Here is a 16,913-nt window from a genome sequence, read left to right as displayed (position 1 = left end):
ACGCCCGACGAGTTCAAGCAGCGGTATTGTTTAACTGAAGTAACCGAGGCCATTCCCCAAGATTGAAATGGCCCGAAGAAACCAGGCAGGTCAGCGCGACGCGCGCCTGTTTACGAAGTTCTTCGCTGCCGGCCTGCTGGACGAAGGCCACCTCGACATACGGCAACGCGAGATCGTCATCGACCGCACCACCGCGCTTTGCCGGTCCGAATACGAATGGGGTGTGCATGTCTCCGTGTTCTCGGCGGCCGCCGGGTTGACCAGCGAGCAGATTCGCTCGCTGGCCCTCGGCTCGTCCGACGACGCATGCTGGAGCGACGAGGACCGGGGGGCTGATCCGGCTGTGCGACACGCTGCATCGGCATTGCGACATCGACGACGATCTGTGGCACGCGCTGCGCCCGCATTTCAGCGACGAGGTGCTACTCGAATTGCTGATGCTCGCGGGCTTCTACCGGACCGTCAGCTACCTCGCGAACGGGCTGCGCCTGTCGCCGGAAGCGGGCGCCGCACGATTTCCGAGACGTTCGGGCTCGTGCTCGGCGGCCCGATCGCGCGCTACCTGACCCGCAAGCTAAAAACGCCCGGCCTCGACGCACCGCATACGCCCCAAGACCGTGCCAGCGATACATGCGGCTTCGAGCATCCCAAGGAACAGCATTCGATGACGCCGACCGCGTTCATCAAAACGCTCGCGCTGTTCGCGATCGCGCCGTCCGGCGGCACCGCGATCGAGTCGCTGATCCGCGGCACAGCATTCGAGTTGCCGATCCTCGTGCTGCTCGTTGCGCAAACCGCGCTGATGGTCGTCTACGCGATCTTCGCGACCTTCCGCTTGATGGGCTCGAACTACGACGCCGCTGTGCTCGCGGCCGGCCACTGCGGTTTCGGGCTCGGCGCGACTCCGACCGCAATCGCGAACATGCAGGCCGTCACCGCACGCTTCGGGCCATCGCACATGGCCTTCCTGATCGTGCCGATGGTTCGCGCGTTTTTCATCGAAATCGCTAACGCACTCGTGATCAAGCTGTTCCTCGCGCTGCCGATCTACGGGTAATGTAGGCATCCATAATTGATGCTAGCCATGCATTCGTGCGCTTCCGCCATAGACCATGCAGGACGCCTCCGGTTTTCCATGTTATTGGCCGCGGCCTTGTGAAGACCCGTGTCAACTCCCCTGCAGCGCCGCCCTCCTTGTGACGCGTTGTGTGACATCCGGTTTCAGCGGACAATCTCGCCGTAGTGATAAGGTTCCTCTCATTACCAGGCCGTTCGGCGATGTCTGCAAACAACCCCGCGCGACATCGAGTGGCCGTTGTGGATCAGTGCGAAAGGCGCTTCGCGACCCTGAGCGGACTGTCGACATTGCGAGAGGTCAATGGCTTTTCTTGAGTCGGAGCAGACGTTCGTGGATCGATGTCTACCGACAGCCCGCCGGCCTTGGCGAGCAGTGGCCTACGTGATTTCGCACTGAAATCAAGAACGATGAACTTTATGCAGGGTCGTCACTTCTTGTAAGAAAAAATGGTTTGGCAGGCAATATGCACCACCAAACCATTTTAAAAGGGTTCAAACGATTTTTCGTCAACCGATCTTGATTCCTTGTTTATCGCCCTCGAGCGTGATCCCGCAGAACGGTTTCTGGCCCGGTTTCACGGGAGGCTCATACTCCCAGAGGATGACCAGCGCCTTTGTCACGCCAGGATCGGGATCTCCAAATCGATTGGTCGCATAAAAAGTACGTGCGCCTTCCTTGTATTCAGTTCGGATACCGTCGGTGACGTCAATTGTCTTGTTAAGGTAGCCGTAGCTCGCATATACAATTACCACTTCGCGTACCAGTTCACTCATTTTGAGCCTCGTCTTTGATTGCGTTGATCAAATACATCTCGTCATGCACAAGCCCGCCATACTTTCAGAATCAGGTCTCTCGGGTTTTCAGATGACGATTCAAGAATCGGCCAGAAGACCTGGCGGATCAATTACAGGCAATTACACGACTGGCAAATTGGCGGAGGTATCAAGGTGCTTCGTCATACGCAAACCTGCAGGGCAGCACCGCGAACCGAGCAGGCCGCCGCCGGGAGGTCAGCCAGCTGGGCAGCTGCAGTCAAGTGCCGTTCCGTGGCCCGAATCGCCGTATGTCAATGGCAACTTCGGGCAATGACGCGACCGCTACGAACAGGGGTTCGACAACCGCAAACTGGCGCGAAGCCGACGTCCGAGCGGCCAGGCCAGCCTCAAACACGGAAATCATGCTCCCCCTCGGGCTGAGAATGTGGTGCCGACGACCGCGTCGTATCGTTCCTGTCGGCGCCTTCGTCGCAAGCGCCCCCCCGCCTCTGCCGCTAACTTCTCTGCGCCGCGTTCAACCCCGGAGTGTCCACTTATCGTCGCACGACTTGTATTGAAACCGATGGGCCACCTCCGGGTCCGGCTGGCCCACTCGGTCGATTTCCGCTAACTCACCCGCTGCTCGCGTATCGCCTTCGCGGGAATCGCAATGATCATCAAGAGTCCTCCCAAAATTAGGAGAGCGGCAATCACATAGAGACCGAACTTGATTTCCCCCGTCCTGACCTTGACGAACCCAAGCATCCAGGGTGCGAAGACAGCTCCGAACTGGCCTAGGCTGGAGATCAACGCTATCCCGACGGCTGCAGACGTTCTTGAAAGTATGCCGGTGGGGACGGACCAGAAGAGCGGCGAAATCGCTGACATCCCGATGTACGCGATACAAAGCGCGGCGAGGGAGAACGGCAGGCTACCTTGGGAAAGTGTCAACGAGAGAAAGCCAGACGCGGCCACGAACGCGCCGAGAGCGAAGTGCCAACGGCGCTCCAATTTTCGATCCGATCGACGCCCCCACCAGACCATCGCGACGGCTCCGCAGCTGTTGGGAATGAGTGCATACAGACCGATATGCATGATGTCGCTGACACCGACCCCTCTGAGGATGAGTGGCAACCAGAACGCCAGCGTATAACCTCCAGCTAATACGCAAAAATAGATAACGCAAAGCACAATTACGTTCTTGCTCCTAAGAATCTCGCGCCACCCCGTATGGCCAGTACCATCACGCAGCTTCTTGTCATTCTCCAACTCGATGGCGATCAACCTCTTTTCGTCATCCGTCAGCCACGTTGCCTCCGACGGCTTGTCGGTGAGATAGAAGAACGCGACAACAGCTAGCAAAGGGCTCGGAAGGCCCTCCAGCAAGAACATCCACTGCCACCCGCGAAATCCATTCGAATTGTGCAACCCCGTCATGATTGCGGCTGAAAGAGGCCCCGCGATCAACCCGGCGACGATGAGTGTGGTCAACAGTATCGCAATGACGGCCGCGCGTCGTGCAGCAGGATACCAATAGGTAAGGTAAAGAATGACGCCAGGAAAGAAGCCCGCTTCGAAGGCACCAAGGAGGAAGCGGACCGCATAGAAGTGCGCTGGAGTCTGCACAAATGCCATCGCCGCCGAGGCAAACCCCCATAGGAACATGATGCGAGCAATAGTCTTTCGCGCCCCGATCCGCTCGAGCAGGAGGTTGCTCGGAACTTCGAAGAACAGGTAGCCAACGAAGAAGATCCCTGCACCCAGACCGTATGCGGCATCGCTGAGGTCAAGGTCCTGTCGCATCTGCAATTGGGCATACCCGATGTTGATTCGGTCCAGGAACGAGAGCAGATAGCAAAGGAAGAGGAAAGGAATCAGTCGCCAGGTGACCTTGTGGTAGATGGCATCGGACCTGGCCTTCTCGTGGGATACCTGCGCAGTGCCTGGGGAAATCAATTTTGTCTCCATAGCTCAGCCTTTGGTGAATTTGATCTATCAGATCTTTTGACGGGAATCGTTCCCGACACGACGCGGCACATCACGTATCGCTTCATAGCCGCGCAGCTTGTCCACCAGGCTCATCGGGCTCTGGGGGATCTCGTCACCGCGCCAGGCCACGTGCTGGTCGGCGCGGCAAAGTACCAAGCGATGGCGGTACGCGTCGGGCACAGCGACGCCCTCGATGTCCAGCAACTGAAGTGGTACGCCACGCTCCCGTGCCGCGGCCAGCAGCGGCTCCACTGTTGCTTCCCGGTGGAAGCGGAGAAGCGTGTAGTCTGGACCGAAGCGGTCGTACAGCGAACTCCCGTCGGCAAGCCAGAAATGCGGCGCGCGACATCCCGGCACCGTCGAGGCGGTGAAACTGCCCATGGTGTAGGACGGCGGTTCTTCGCCGTCATACTCGATCAGCGGTGAGTCTTCATAGTAGTAGCCAAAATTGAGCCCGGCGCAGCAGAACTGCTGCACGTTGAGGTCGTATGCGGCCCTTCCCACATTGGCACGAACTGCCTCGCCCTCCGGGCCCGCTACCTCGATGTTGTTCGGCACTGCGCCACGCGCAGCGATCATCGCTTGCGCGTGGTTCATCGCGAAGCGCGAGACTTGGTCGGTGATTGGCTGGCGTTCGATCTCATACGCGTCGAGAATCGCGGCGTCGCCCCAGCCCCGCAGGTGCGCGGAAAGGTGCCATGACAAGTTGATCGCGTCGGCAATGCCGGCATTCATGCCGTAGCCCGCATACGGGACCCATAAATGCGAGGCATCCCCGCAGATGAAGACTCGGCGGTCGCGGAACCGATCCGCAACGAGACGACGCCCCACCCAGTCCTCCTTGTTCAGCACCTCGTAGTCGAAATCCCGACCCACGCCGAGGATATTCCGAATGCTCGTGTCGCGGTCCACGGCGTCAAACGACGACTCGTTCGGATTGAGGTGGTTGTGCACCAGCCAGGTTTCGCGGCCATCGATGGCGAAGACTGTGCCGCAGCGCCTGGGATTGACTGAGTAGAAGCACCAGGCGGAGCGGCCTGGGATCATCTCCAGCAGCTTAGGTGCGCGGATAAAGGTGGACTGGACGTTCTGGATCACCGCCGTGCCGGACAGCGTGGCACCAATCTGCTTGCGCACCAAGGAGCTTCCGCCGTCACATCCCACCAGGTACTGGCAACGCGCACGCCATTCCTCGCCGCTGTCTAGCGACTTCAGCCGTACGGTCACGCCCTCGTCGTCCTGATCGAAGCCGATCACCTCCGTGCAGTTGAACAATCGCACTCCCGGCAAGGAATCCGTGTGCTCGAGCAGGATGGGTTCAAGGTAGATTTGGTTGATGCGGTGGGGCGGCTCGGGCGTCGGCCACCACCCGTCGGGACCGCTCGTGTCTGTGTACCGCTCCGCGCGCGAGGGGATCGGCACGCGGGTCAATTCGATGCCAGTGATGCTGGTGCGAAACGCAACGTCATTGGGGTAGTCCGGCGGCAAGCCAGCGTCGCGCAACCGGCCTGCAACGCCGAGCCGGCGGAACTGCTCCATCGTGCGAGCCGAGACATGGTTGCACTTCACGCTGGGCGGCTCCTTGAAGTGGCGCCGCTCCGCGACAATGACACTGACCCCGCGCGATTCCAGGTCCATCGCGAGCGTGAGCCCCACGGGCCCGGCACCGACGATCAGTACGTCGGCAGAGAACTCTTGTTTCATGTCGGCTTTCTCATTCAAGACGGGTGCCGGAGATCTTGACCACCTCGCCCCACTTGGTGATCTCCGACTTGATGAATCGGGCAAACTCGGGCGACGTATTCGGTGAGAGCTCGACGCCCAGCATGCACGCTGCGGCGCGAAGTTCGGAGTCGTTGGGTGTTGTCGTGATGGTCGCGAGCAGCGCGGTTACGACTGGGGCAGGCGTGCCTGCCGGAGCAACGAATCCCGGCCAGCCGGCCGACTCGCAGCCACGCAAGCCGGCCTCCGAGAAGGTGGACACGTCACACAGCGTCACCGCCCTCTCGCTGCCCGTCGCCGCCAGTGCGCGCACCTTGCCCGACTTGATATGGGACAGCGCGGAAGGAGTGCCGACCATGGCCAGCGGCCGGCCGCCCAGCAAGCCCACGATGACCGGGCCAGAACCGCGGTAGGCGACCTCGTTGAACACGGTCTTGGCCATCTGCTTGAAGAACTGCACCGAGTGGTGTATCGCCGTGCCGATGCCCCCATGGCTGATCACCTGCTCGCCCGGTGCCGCCAGCGCAAGCGCGAGCAACTCCGCGAACGTATTGACCGGCAGCGACGGAAGTGCGGCACACACGAGGGGTGTCTGCAGTAATGCCGAGGAGCAGAGCCTCGGACGACAATAGGTCAACAGGTGCACGGGCGACATGTGACCATGTTATTTATTTGCAATACCGATCACAAGTAAAGTTTGATGGACATAAACCCTATATATGACTGGAAGGACCTGAGCCGTCTATCGGGTCTGCAGCAGTCGGGCGCGCAGACTGTGCTTGAGCGAGTCGATGGACTTCGCGATATTGCTGATGTGCGGATCGAGCATGGACCGCATGCGCAGGCCGCGAAGTGTGGCGATCAATAGTCGTGCCTCGCAGGCGGGGTCGACATCGGGGCGGATCTGGCCCGCTTGCTGCCCGGCCTCAATCTGACGAGCCAGCGCCCGGTGCCAACGTGCGCCGATGGCTGCAAACGCGCTGCGGATGTGTGGAGCGGGCCCCAGCGATTCCTGCATCAACATGTAGAACGCGCGGGAGCGTTCGGACGGCGTGTCCATGCCTTCGAGATAGCAGTCGATCTCGCAGAGCAGCGCGTCCATGCCACGCAGACCTTGCAGTCGCGCCAGCAGCGTCTCTCGTTGGTCCGTGGCGATCTTGTTGACCAGTTCTTCCAGCATCTGGTCCTTGCTGCCGTAGCGGTGCTGCACCAAGCCACGGCTGTAGCCAGCTTCGATGCCGATGGATTCGAGCGCGGTACGGGTATAGCCGACTCGGGCGATGAGCCGGATGGCGGCTTCCATCAGGCGACGGTCCGATTCGGCAACGCGTTCGGCCTGTGCGCGGGGCGGTTCGAATCAGCGAGGGCTTCTGGGGGGGCACGTGCGGGGCCTCGTGTGTGGGTGCTGAGCTCACTCGCCCCGCCATGGCCTGAAGAATTCCAGGAAAGCCGAGAGCAGCTGATCGGGTTGCTCCTCGGCTGGGTAGTGACCGCAATCGTCGATGACGAGCACGGTGACATCGTTCGCAAGAGGCATGAGCTGTTGCTCGATACGCTTGCCGATCGACAACGCGCCCGCGAAAGCGAGCACCGGCATGGCAAGTTTCGCCGTCATGCGGCGGCGATTCTGCGGAATCGACTGATCGATCGCGCGGTAATAGTCGAAGCTGGCCTTCAGCGCGCCGGGGACACGGCGAAGCTGTTCCACATAATAGTCGCGCGCGTAGCGAGGGACCGCTTCAGGATGAGCAGCCTTAGAGCTGAACTGATGACCAAAATAAATGTCCTCTCGGCCCACGACCAACGCTTCGTTGATCTCATAAGCGCGGTTAAAGTTGAAGTGCCATAGGCGATCGCTGGGGCGCCGATCATCGCTGATAAGGGGGGGCGAGGGCGCGGTACCTGGAATGAGCGCTTCGCCCAGCGCGATCCGCGTGATGCGGCGTGGCGCGTCGGCGGCCATCGCCCAGCCCGTCCACATCCCGATGTCGTGCCCCGCCATCGCGAAGCGCTCGTGGCCGAGTTCGCTCATCAATGCGAGCAGGTCCGCACTGAGCGTTTCGGAATCGTAGCCATCGGCGGGAATGTCCGATAGGCCGACCCCGCGCGGATCGGCCGCGATGACCGTGTATTCGCGCGCCAAACGCATCATCAGGTAGCGCCACATGAACCAGCTTTGGGGCCATCCACTCAGCAAAAGAAGGGGTGGGCCCTCGCCGCCGATGACAGCGTGTTGAGCGATGCCGTTCGCGTGAATTCGATAGCTTCCAAAGCACTGACGAAACGCGGCCGACAAATTCGGCGCGTCTGCGACCGAGCCGAAGCCCGAAAGCTTTTCATATGACACCAATCGCATTATCAGTTCTCCTTCTCATCGGCCATTGTGCTTCGTGATCGATCGCCACATTGGCGGAAAGAGCGCTCAGGAACTGATCGAGAGGCAATTCTCTTTCGCCAGGGCATCGTCGGCCAGTTTTTGCCCCTTCGCGAAGCGCTCGATGCAGAAGGGGCGCGCGCCGGCATATGGCGTATTCACATTGTGGCGGCGCGGGATTCAGCAGGAAGCAGGCCTCCTCGTCGGTCAGCCCCCAGCTCACGCCCAGGATCGAGCAGCCCAACTTCGCAAGGGCACCTGCCATCACTAGCCATTCCAGGCGCACCTCCATGCTGAGCGCCACGATGTCGCCACGCTCCACACCGACCTGATGCAACGCTTGCGCGACCCAGTTGGCACGCTCGTTTAGGCCCCGCCAGGTTAGGCTGTGCTCCCCTTCGACGCAGGCCAGCACATCAGGGGTTTGGGCAGCCCGGTATCCAATGCTGCCTGGTCGAATCTCGTCGGTCATGTTTCTTCCTACTGGCAAGACATGGCGGTCAGACGCAGGATTATTGCCACCTATCAAACAAGTAATGTATTACTCTAAAGCAGACACCCAAGTTGGGCTCTCAGGATCAGCGGGCGGCACCTCGGCAACGAGCGACATCCCTCCCGACATCGCCACGGGCAGGCCGACTACGCGGCAAAGAGGCTCAACCACCTACGAGGGGACGTCATCCGCCAAGGAAAGGGCCCGGCGCCGTGCGGCGTCGAACTCACGCTCGGTCGCCGCGACGATCTCTGCCAGTGGCTCGATCCGCGCCACGCCGCTGACCGAATGACCGGCGCTCCAGATACCAGACCATCGCCTGGGCGCATCCGGGTCCTTGGCCTGGCTGTACCGCTCCCGCGCCTGGGCGGGCGTGGTGAACTCGTCCAGGTCCCGCGGATCGAGCCCCGCAGCAACGAGCGAAGGCCCCAACATGCTCGTAGGAAGACCGGTGATGGCACGCGTCAGCACTACGTCGTCCGCGGTCGAGCCGAGCAGCATGTTCTTGTAGGGCTGTGATGCCATGCTTTCTTCGGCCGCGATCATCTTCGTGCCCATGTAGGCGAGATCGCACCCAAGCGCCTGCGCGGCAAACAAGGCCGTGCCATCGCTGACGCCGCCTGCCAGAACGATGGGCCCGTCGAAGAAGCTGCGAACCGCCCTGACGAACGCAAATCCATTAAGCCATCCGGTCTGGCCACCGGCTCCGGCCGTCAGGAGGATCAGGCCGTCCGCTCCCACATCGACCGCCTTTTGCGCATGCGTGATCGTCGCGACGTCCGCAAAGACAAGGCAGCCCGCCTCGTGCAGCGGCTCGATGACCGGAGCCGGCGAGCCGACGCTCGTGATGACCATCTCAGCACCGCGCCGGACGATAACCTCGATGTCGCGCCGCAATTTCTCCTCTCCATGCCGAATGACGAGATTGGGACACCACGGCGCAAAACGCCCGTCTCCATCGGACAGTTCCGATTCGATGCGCTCGAGCCATCGGTCAAGCTCGAGCACATCGCCGGCATTTGCCGTGGGGAACGCGCCGATGATGCCGCTGCGACAGGCCGCGATCACCAGATCAGGGCCTGACACTCGCAGCATCGGCGCAGCAATCACCGGCAGCCGAAGCCGCTTCGCAATCCGTTCCGGAAGCTGTCTATTCATAGATGACCTTTCGATTGGAAGATGAGCCCGCCGCCGATCAATCGCCGGCGCAGGATCGAGGTGCCGACAACGGCGGCAGCGCGGCGCCCTGCCAGGCGACACGACTCAAGCAGACGTCCGCCTCGGGCAGCAACCACTACATACCGAAGCGCGCCGCGGCACCTCTGTCGGCGTGTCATGATTCACCGGCGTGCGGCAACGACACTGCGCAGCCAGGCCCAGGCCGGCAGCGTAAAACCGAGGGCACGGGCCAGCAGCCACTCCGAGTCGGCCGCGCGGCCGTTGAGCAAGGCCGTGGTGGTGGAGCACGCGGCGCCGTCCTGCGCTCGCAGCGCCTCCGCAAACTCGGCGGCGGCCTCCGGGGCGCGGTCATGGCATCAGCGTTGAGCAGCGCCAGCATCGAGTCCAGTCGAACCGCGACGTCGTCGAGCACCTTGCGCTGCAGCAGGTCGATGGTCTGGATCTCGTTCTTGCCTTCGTAGATCATCGCGATGCAGTTGTCGCGCACGGCCTGTTCCATGCCGTACTCGTGCACGTAGCTGCCCCAGACCTGCAACGCTTCGTCGGCACCGTGGCACCCGTTGTCGATGAAGAAGGCCTTGACCACCTGCGTCAGCCGACCCACCAACGCATCGGCGGATTCACGCCGGGGCGCCCCCAGTTGGCGGTGCGCTTCATCGGTCAGCATCACGCACCAATAGGCGATGACGCGATCGGCCGGTCGCAGCCCTAGATGCGCACGCGCACATATACGCGTGCGCCGCACCGCGAATGGCACGCTCGACATCACCGAGCTGCGCGTCGAGCACGAGCGGGTCATCCCAAGAAAAGGTTTGGCGCGAGGAAGCGGAACCCATGTCGATCTCCTATTCAGGTTGCGGCGCGTGCAATCACATGCGGACGTGGTCCGGGCCGCCGCCACCTTCGGGCGCAAAGGTCCTTTGTCATGGGGGCTCCTCCTCTTTAGGAGTGGATGAAAGGAAACTGCCCTTGGATCGAGGACATGGTGACCAAGCGTAATATACTTGCTGGCCATCAAGCAAATTATGGATTTCCCTAGAGCAAGCACACAGGTCAGACGCCTAGGATCACCGGACCTCACCCAACAATCGTCCAACCGATGACATCCTCCCTACTCAAGTCCGCGCTGTACCAGGCAGAACTAGTACCCGCCCCGTTACTAGGGTTAAAGTCAAATTTGGTGTACGGGGCATCGGCATGATCAGGCGGCCAGCGATTGCTGAGCCGGTGTGCTGGCAATACCAGTACGCCAGGCATCGCCACGCTCGGCGCCCTGGTGTTGGAGCAATTGCATTCTGGCGAGGCCGCGGCCGAAATGCCGCTCGCCGTGATTGCGCGAGCCGACTGCGATAGCGCTCCCCCCGCACAAACATACCTGACGGAAATCGGCCTCTATCTCGCTGCGCTCTTGACGGGCGCCATGCAACATAGCATCCGGTTTGCGTTCGATTACGCGGCGACTAGGCAAGCGTTCCGAAAGTCGTTGGCAAACCATCAACTCGTCGCGGCGCGATTATCCGACATGCTGATCGCCGCCCAGGGCACCCATCTTTTTCTGCAAGCTGTTAGTGCAGCCCGACCGTCGCCGCCAGTCTTGCTGGTCCGTCAGTTGCTACGACACGTCGCGGCCGAGTCGGTCAACGTCAGTCGTGAATTCGTGCAGCTTTGCGGCGGCCACGGTTATGTTGAAGGCCTCCCGCCAGCAGCCCGCTTCCAGACCAGCCATTGGTTTGCGCAACTCCTGCTGCGGATCGACACAGCGCTCGGCTGCCTCTCGGGGCCACGGGACGCGAACGAGGAGGACGACGTATGAATGGCTGCGCCCCTACGGATGGCACGCTTCAGCCCTCAATGGACAACGCTGCATCAAATGCAACGTCCGCCACTTGCTGGCTACGCGAACCAGGGCCGAACGACATCGACGACATCGTCGCCTGGCTCGCCCAGCCGACCATCAGTCGGTGGTTCGACTTTGGGCTCGGCCGCCAAGCCCTGCCCGCATTGGCGGTGCAAGCGATGGTCCATACCAGACAGCATCGAATACGCGTGTTCGGTTCGGCTGGCTATACAGTGCCGAGCGGTTTGGTCGCCGTCAGTGATGTCACGCACCGCTTCGCGACGGGCTCATTCTGGATCCTTCGCGACCGGTTGCGGCCTATCTGCGTCAATATGGCTTACAACGCTGCGACATACCTCCTTCACGAAGCGTTCGCCCGTGATCGGCTGCGGTGCATCACAGCATGGGCTGTCGAATGCAATGTTCCGTCGCAACGTCTACTCGCACGCGTGGGTTTTCGCCTGATCGGACTGCAACGAGACTGTCATCTCATCGATGGCACGCGCGTCGGGCGGCTCCTTTATGACCTGCTGCCCGAGGATCTCGCGCTACCACGCGCACCATGAATACTCCCGTGATCACGGCACTTGCAAGCTATGTGCCGCGCACAGTCTCAGTCCCTCGTGGGTGCGGAATCGAGCCGACGCGTGGCGCTCCGATACAGTCCGGTTGGCACGCGTGGGTCGCGTCGTGGCAAGCCGATTACGCCCCCCACCCCACAAAGAAAGCGGCTGCCAGAAGCGCTGCAGTCAACGCAGCGGCGGACGAAATTCGTTGTGTGCCTGCCATGCCGCCCTCCTTTCCTACCCACAAAACCCATGTCGCTACCCATGTTTCGTGAGGAAATTGTGGGGGACGCGGCCGGACGTCGCAAGCATGCCGTTACCCACAAAACCCCGAAAAATCATAGGCTTGTGGAATTTCAGAGGAAGTTCAAGGAACGCCGCGGAAGCCCGGCATGGCGGAAGGCAGCAGGAGTCGAACCTACCCGGGGGTGTCTGACACCCCCAACTGGATTTGAAGTCCAGCCGTACCACCGGATACGAATGCCTTCCGTGGGGAAAAGAATCTAAGGAACAGCGAGCGCCTACGCCTGAATACCCGCCCAACCGCTGTCAGGCCGCAGGAAGTGAAGATCGCGGTGGAAGCGAGTATACCCAACCCGGTCGAAGAACTCGAGAATCTGGATCGCGCGCTTGCGGCCGAGCCCCGTCGCGTCGCGGAACGTCGCGGCATCGAGCCCGCCGCCGCGCGACGACGCGAGATGCGCGACGAGTGCCGCCAGCTCACGCATGACGTCCGCGTGATAGAACAGGTCGCGCACGACCTGGTGCACGTCGCCACGCCGCGCGAGCTTGCGCAGCAAGGTGCGCACCGCGTCCTCGGCCGCGCCCGTGTCGCGGGCCAGGTCGCGCACCCACGGCGGGTCGAAGCGCCCCGCGTGGATCAGCGGCAGCAGTTGCCGCGCCAGTGCTTCCTCGCGCGAATCGAGGCTCACCGAATGCGACGGCAGATGCAACCACGGCCCGCTTCGCGCGACTTCGCCGCCGGCCACCAGCGCATCGACGAGCGCGCGCCACAGCGCATCGCCGGCGAGCGGCGCGGCCATCCGCCGCAAGCGTGCGCCGTCGAGCCCCTGCTCGTCGGGCATGCGCTCGTGATACACCCGCAGCGTATCGACCGTCCGCGTCTGCAGCGCACGCCAGTGCGCCCGGCCAATCACCGCGCCGTCGTTCGACGCGGCATCGCGCTGCCCGATCGCCAGCGCGTCTTCCGGCAGCGCCAGCGCATTCGGCGCGAAACCCGTCAGATGGGTGAGCATCGCGCGCGGGATGCCGAGCGGCGCCTGCGCGAGCAGCGCATCGAGACAGCCTTCGTCGAGCCATTCCGCCAGCGCGTCGAGCCACGCGCGGCGCTGAGGCGTCCGACGCTTGCGCGCCGGCCCGAACGGATCGAGCACGCGGCCGCCGCCGATCGTGCGCGTCGCCTGCGGATTGCGGACGATGAACCGGTCGCCCGGCAGCGCAAACACCGGCTCGTCGAATACCAGTTGCACGCGCATCCGCTGGCCGGCCGCGAGCGTATCGCCGTCGAGCAGCGCGACATGCGCGACGCGATGCAGCGTGCCGAGATGCACGTGCAGCGGCGCCCAATGCGTCAGCGTGAGCCCCGCATCCGCGAGCAGCGTCAGGTCGACGTCGAGACGCGGCGACGTCGCGACGAGCCGTGCATCGGCGACGGTATCGCCGCGCTCGACATCGGCCTTGTCGACGCCGGCCAGATTCAGCGCGCAACGCTCGCCCGCGCGGCCGGCCTCGACCGGCCGGTTCTGCGCATGGATGCTGCGCACGCGCGCCGCGCCGCCCGTTCGCACGATCGCGAGCGTGTCGCCGGTCACGACGCGGCCCGAGAACGCCGTACCCGTCACGACGGTGCCCTGCCCCGCGAGCGTAAACACGCGATCGACCGCGAGCCGGAACAGCCCGTCGTCGCGTCGGGCGCGCCACGCGATCGCCGCGTCCGCCAGATAACGCTTCAACGCGGCGACGCCCGGATCGTCCACAGCCGTCGCACGCGTTTCGAAAATCGGCACGCCGGCCAGCGTCGAGTCGTTCAACCACGTGACGATCTCGTCGCGCACTTCGGCCACGCGCGCAGCGTCGACGCGATCGCACTTCGTCAGCGCGACGGCGCCGTGCGTGACGCCAAGCAGTTGCAGGATCGCGAGATGCTCACGCGTCTGCGGCATCACGCCGTCGTCGGCGGCGATCACGAGCAGCGCGAAGTCGATCCCGCATGCGCCGGCCGCCATCGTATGAATCAGCTTCTCGTGACCCGGCACGTCGATCAGGCCAAGCACGTCGCCATTGTCGAGCGGCGTATACGCATAACCGAGTTCGATCGAGATGCCACGCGCCTTTTCTTCTTTCAGGCGATCGGTGTCGACACCCGTCAGCGCGCGCGCCAGCGTCGTCTTGCCGTGATCGATGTGTCCGGCGGTACCGACGATCATGCAGCGGCCCCCGCGAGCCGCACGCATTGCGCGACGAACGCCGCCTCGTCGGCGGCTTCGAGGCAGCGCAGGTCGAGCCGCAGCGCCTGGTCGGCGACGCGGCCGATCACCGGGCGCGGCCATTCGCGCAGCCGCTTCTCGAGTTGCGCCAGCGCACGGCCACCGCGCTTGCCGTCCGCCGTGCGCACGACGAGCCCGGCGCTCGGCAACTGGTCGACCGGCAGCGCGCCGCTGCCGATCTGGCTGAACATCGGTTCGACCGTCACGTCGAAACCGCCGCCGAGCGCGGCCTGCAGCGCCGGACGCACACGTTCGGCAGCCTCGGCGATCTCGCGCTGCGGGCGCGTCAGCAGCCGCAGCGTCGTGAGCCGGTCACGCAGGAACTCGGGCGACTGGTAAAGGCGCAGCACGGGTTCGAGCGCCGCGAGCGTCAGCTTGCCGACGCGCAGCGCGCGCTTGAGCGGATGTTTCTTGATCTTCGCGATCAGCGCGCGATCGCCGACGATCAGGCCGGCCTGCGGCCCGCCGAGCAGCTTGTCGCCGCTGAACGTGACAACGTTTGCGCCGGCGGCAACGGTTTCCTGCACGGTCGTCTCGTGCGGCAGGCCCCATTGCGACAGGTCGGCGAGCGTGCCGCTGCCGAGATCGACGGCAACCGGCAGCCCATGCTCGCGCGCAAGCGGCGCGAGTTCGGCGAGCGTCGCTTCCTTCGTGAAACCGCTGATCGCGTAGTTGCTGCAGTGCACCTTCATCAGCAGCGCGGTGCGCGGGCCGATTGCGTCCGCGTAGTCGCGCAGATGGGTGCGGTTGGTCGTGCCGACTTCGCGCAGCCTGGCGCCCGCGCGGCTCATGATGTCGGGAATGCGGAATGCGCCGCCGATCTCGACCAGCTCGCCGCGCGACACGACGACTTCCCGCTTCGTCGCAAGCGCCGACAGCGCCAGCAGCACGGCCGCCGCGTTGTTGTTGACGACGGTCGCGGCTTCCGCGCCCGTCAGTTCGCACAGCAGATCGTCGATCAGGTCGTCGCGATCGCCGCGGCGGCCCGTGGCGAGGTCGAATTCGAGGTTGACCGGCCGCGTCAGCACGTCGACCACCGCGCGCACCGCGTCGTCGGGCAACAGCGCGCGCCCGAGGTTCGTGTGCAGCACGGTGCCGGTCAGGTTGAACACGGCGCGCACCGCGCCCGCGCTCTGCGCGGCCAGCATGCGCTCGACCGCCGCGGCGATGCGCGGCTCGTCGAGCGGTTCGGCCGCAGCCGGATCGTGCTGCGCGGCGGTACGCCAGCGTTCGAGCTCGGCACGTACGGCGTTCAGCACGCGCGTGCGGCCGTAGTCCGCGATGAGCGGTTGCAGCGGTGCCGACGACAGCACACGCTCGACAGACGGCACGCGCGCCAGCACCGCATTCAGTTCATTCACACCCGGTTCGGTCACGTCGTTGTGGCTCCAGTCTCATGCTTCGCAGTGGGCCTGCGCCGGTGCTCGCGCACCGCCTCGGCCCCTGCCGTCAATTCGCGTCCCGCGAGACGTCCGGCCACAGCAGCGGGTTCGGCGAACTGCGCTGGTAGCCGGCCTCGTTCATCAGCAGGTCGAGCGTGAGACTCGCGAGATCGTCCGCCAGCGGCTCGAACTCGTAGTCCTTCTCCTGATAGCCGATCTTGCGGTAGGTCTTGCACTCGTCGCACGACTCTGCCTTGACGGCTTCGCTGCCGCCCTCGATCCCGTGATATGCGATGCCCTTCGTCGAATCGCAGTGCGAGCACTTCGTGCGCACCATGTGCCACTCTGTCGTGCACAGCCCGCATTGCAGGAAACGGTAGCCCTGGTACTGGCCGCCGACCCGCACGACGCTCGCGACCGGATGCGTGCCGCACACGGGGCACAGCCCCGGCTGGTCGAGATACGGGACGTCGGCCGGCGCAACGCGGCTTGCGAGGTCCGTCCAGACGACCTGCAGCGCGGCCATCAGGAACGGCGCGGTAGCCGGGTCGACTTCGGCGAAACGCAGCGCGAGGATCGCGTCGGCTTGCGCGTCGAGTTCGGCGGGCGCCATCAGGCGCAGCCGGTCGAGCAGCTTCGCGAGCTGCGGGTTGACAAGCCCCGCGCCTTCGACGCGGTCGAGCAGTTCGTACAGCACGGCACGCCAGCGCGGATCGCGCTCGCCGTCGAGCGCCGGCACGAGCGGCATCGAATGCTGCTGCGCACGCGCGATCGCTTCCTTCGACGGCAGCGGCAGCTCGAGCGTTTGCAGTGTCGCGTGCTGCGCATCGGCGACGGTGGCCATCAGCCTCAGGTAGCCGCTGATCGGGTTCAGGTCGGCCAGCTTGCGCAGCCGCGCGGCGCGCGCCGAGAACGCGGTGGCGCGCTCCGGCAGGCGAAAGCGTGGGATGGCCGAATGATCGAGTGCCGAGATCTCGGTCGGTTCGAGAATGCGTTGTGTCACAGATATGTCTTCCAAATAAACAAGCGCC

Annotated in this window: 15 protein-coding genes and 1 tRNA gene; 3 read left to right on the top strand and 13 right to left on the bottom strand. The window is 63.6% G+C overall.

Annotated features, from left to right (window positions below):
• The first annotated feature begins 67 nt into the window (after nucleotides 1-67).
• The gene (locus HWX36_RS37305; protein ID WP_244136499.1) at nucleotides 68-1,057 is read left to right on the top strand and encodes a sodium/glutamate symporter; all 990 of its coding nucleotides are present in this window, start codon (nucleotides 68-70) and stop codon (nucleotides 1,055-1,057) included.
• A gap of 527 nt (nucleotides 1,058-1,584) precedes the next feature.
• Here HWX36_RS37305 and HWX36_RS23560 read toward each other — a convergent pair.
• The 9 genes from HWX36_RS23560 to HWX36_RS23520 form a co-directional block, all read right to left on the bottom strand.
• The gene (locus HWX36_RS23560; RefSeq protein ID WP_175955238.1) at nucleotides 1,585-1,851 is read right to left on the bottom strand and encodes a hypothetical protein; all 267 of its coding nucleotides are present in this window, start codon (nucleotides 1,849-1,851) and stop codon (nucleotides 1,585-1,587) included.
• Between the two features lie 609 nt (nucleotides 1,852-2,460).
• Nucleotides 2,461-3,801 (bottom strand): MFS transporter, encoded by a 1,341-nt coding sequence (locus tag HWX36_RS23555; protein ID WP_175955236.1) that lies wholly within the window; start codon nucleotides 3,799-3,801, stop codon nucleotides 2,461-2,463.
• A 27-nt stretch (nucleotides 3,802-3,828) separates the two neighbouring features.
• Entirely contained in the window at nucleotides 3,829-5,526 is a 1,698-nt protein-coding gene (locus HWX36_RS23550; protein WP_175955234.1) for an FAD-dependent oxidoreductase, read from the bottom strand.
• A 10-nt stretch (nucleotides 5,527-5,536) separates the two neighbouring features.
• A complete protein-coding gene (locus tag HWX36_RS23545) occupies nucleotides 5,537-6,199 on the bottom strand; it encodes a tripartite tricarboxylate transporter substrate-binding protein (protein WP_279613395.1) in 663 nt (220 codons plus the stop codon).
• An 87-nt stretch (nucleotides 6,200-6,286) separates the two neighbouring features.
• Entirely contained in the window at nucleotides 6,287-6,847 is a 561-nt protein-coding gene (locus tag HWX36_RS23540) for a TetR/AcrR family transcriptional regulator (protein WP_175955231.1), read from the bottom strand.
• 108 nt (nucleotides 6,848-6,955) lie between these two features.
• Nucleotides 6,956-7,900 carry an alpha/beta hydrolase gene (locus HWX36_RS23535; protein WP_175955229.1) on the bottom strand — a complete coding sequence of 315 codons (945 nt, stop codon included), beginning with the start codon at nucleotides 7,898-7,900 and terminating at the stop codon, nucleotides 6,956-6,958.
• Nucleotides 7,881-8,390, bottom strand: coding sequence for an AMP-binding protein (locus HWX36_RS23530; RefSeq protein ID WP_175955227.1), 510 nt, complete (start codon nucleotides 8,388-8,390; stop codon nucleotides 7,881-7,883). Before HWX36_RS23530 ends, HWX36_RS23535 begins: the two co-directional genes overlap by 20 nt.
• Nucleotides 8,391-8,582: 192 nt before the next feature.
• Nucleotides 8,583-9,569, bottom strand: coding sequence for a nitronate monooxygenase (locus HWX36_RS23525; RefSeq protein WP_175955225.1), 987 nt, complete (start codon nucleotides 9,567-9,569; stop codon nucleotides 8,583-8,585).
• Nucleotides 9,570-9,744: 175 nt separating this feature from the next.
• On the bottom strand, nucleotides 9,745-10,257 hold the full coding sequence (locus tag HWX36_RS23520) for an acyl-CoA dehydrogenase family protein (RefSeq protein ID WP_244136498.1): 513 nt from the start codon (nucleotides 10,255-10,257) through the stop codon (nucleotides 9,745-9,747).
• Between the two features lie 549 nt (nucleotides 10,258-10,806).
• On the opposite strand from HWX36_RS23520, the gene HWX36_RS23515 reads away from it, so the two are divergent.
• Both HWX36_RS23515 and HWX36_RS23510 read left to right on the top strand, forming a co-directional pair.
• Nucleotides 10,807-11,403, top strand: coding sequence for an acyl-CoA dehydrogenase family protein (locus HWX36_RS23515; RefSeq protein ID WP_244136497.1), 597 nt, complete (start codon nucleotides 10,807-10,809; stop codon nucleotides 11,401-11,403).
• Nucleotides 11,400-11,993, top strand: a complete 594-nt coding sequence (locus tag HWX36_RS23510; RefSeq protein ID WP_175955221.1) for a GNAT family protein — start codon at nucleotides 11,400-11,402, stop codon at nucleotides 11,991-11,993. Before HWX36_RS23515 ends, HWX36_RS23510 begins: the two co-directional genes overlap by 4 nt.
• Before the next feature lie 393 nt (nucleotides 11,994-12,386).
• Here the strand turns inward: HWX36_RS23510 and HWX36_RS23505 are convergent.
• The 4 genes from HWX36_RS23505 to fdhE form a co-directional block, all read right to left on the bottom strand.
• Nucleotides 12,387-12,482, bottom strand: a tRNA-Sec gene (locus HWX36_RS23505).
• Nucleotides 12,483-12,514: 32 nt separating this feature from the next.
• Nucleotides 12,515-14,440, bottom strand: a complete 1,926-nt coding sequence (gene selB, locus HWX36_RS23500) for a selenocysteine-specific translation elongation factor (RefSeq protein ID WP_175955218.1) — start codon at nucleotides 14,438-14,440, stop codon at nucleotides 12,515-12,517.
• Nucleotides 14,437-15,876, bottom strand: a complete 1,440-nt coding sequence (gene selA, locus HWX36_RS23495) for an L-seryl-tRNA(Sec) selenium transferase (protein WP_175955216.1) — start codon at nucleotides 15,874-15,876, stop codon at nucleotides 14,437-14,439. Before selA ends, selB begins: the two co-directional genes overlap by 4 nt.
• Before the next feature lie 73 nt (nucleotides 15,877-15,949).
• A complete protein-coding gene (fdhE, locus tag HWX36_RS23490; RefSeq protein ID WP_175955214.1) occupies nucleotides 15,950-16,885 on the bottom strand; it encodes a formate dehydrogenase accessory protein FdhE in 936 nt (311 codons plus the stop codon).
• Nucleotides 16,886-16,913: the final 28 nt, after the last annotated feature.

The sequence above is a fragment of the Burkholderia sp. BCC0405 genome (assembly GCF_902833075.1).
Lineage (GTDB): Bacteria > Pseudomonadota > Gammaproteobacteria > Burkholderiales > Burkholderiaceae > Burkholderia.
The sequence above is the reverse complement of the archived record's forward strand: the minus strand, read 5'-3'. Positions and strand labels throughout refer to the sequence as shown.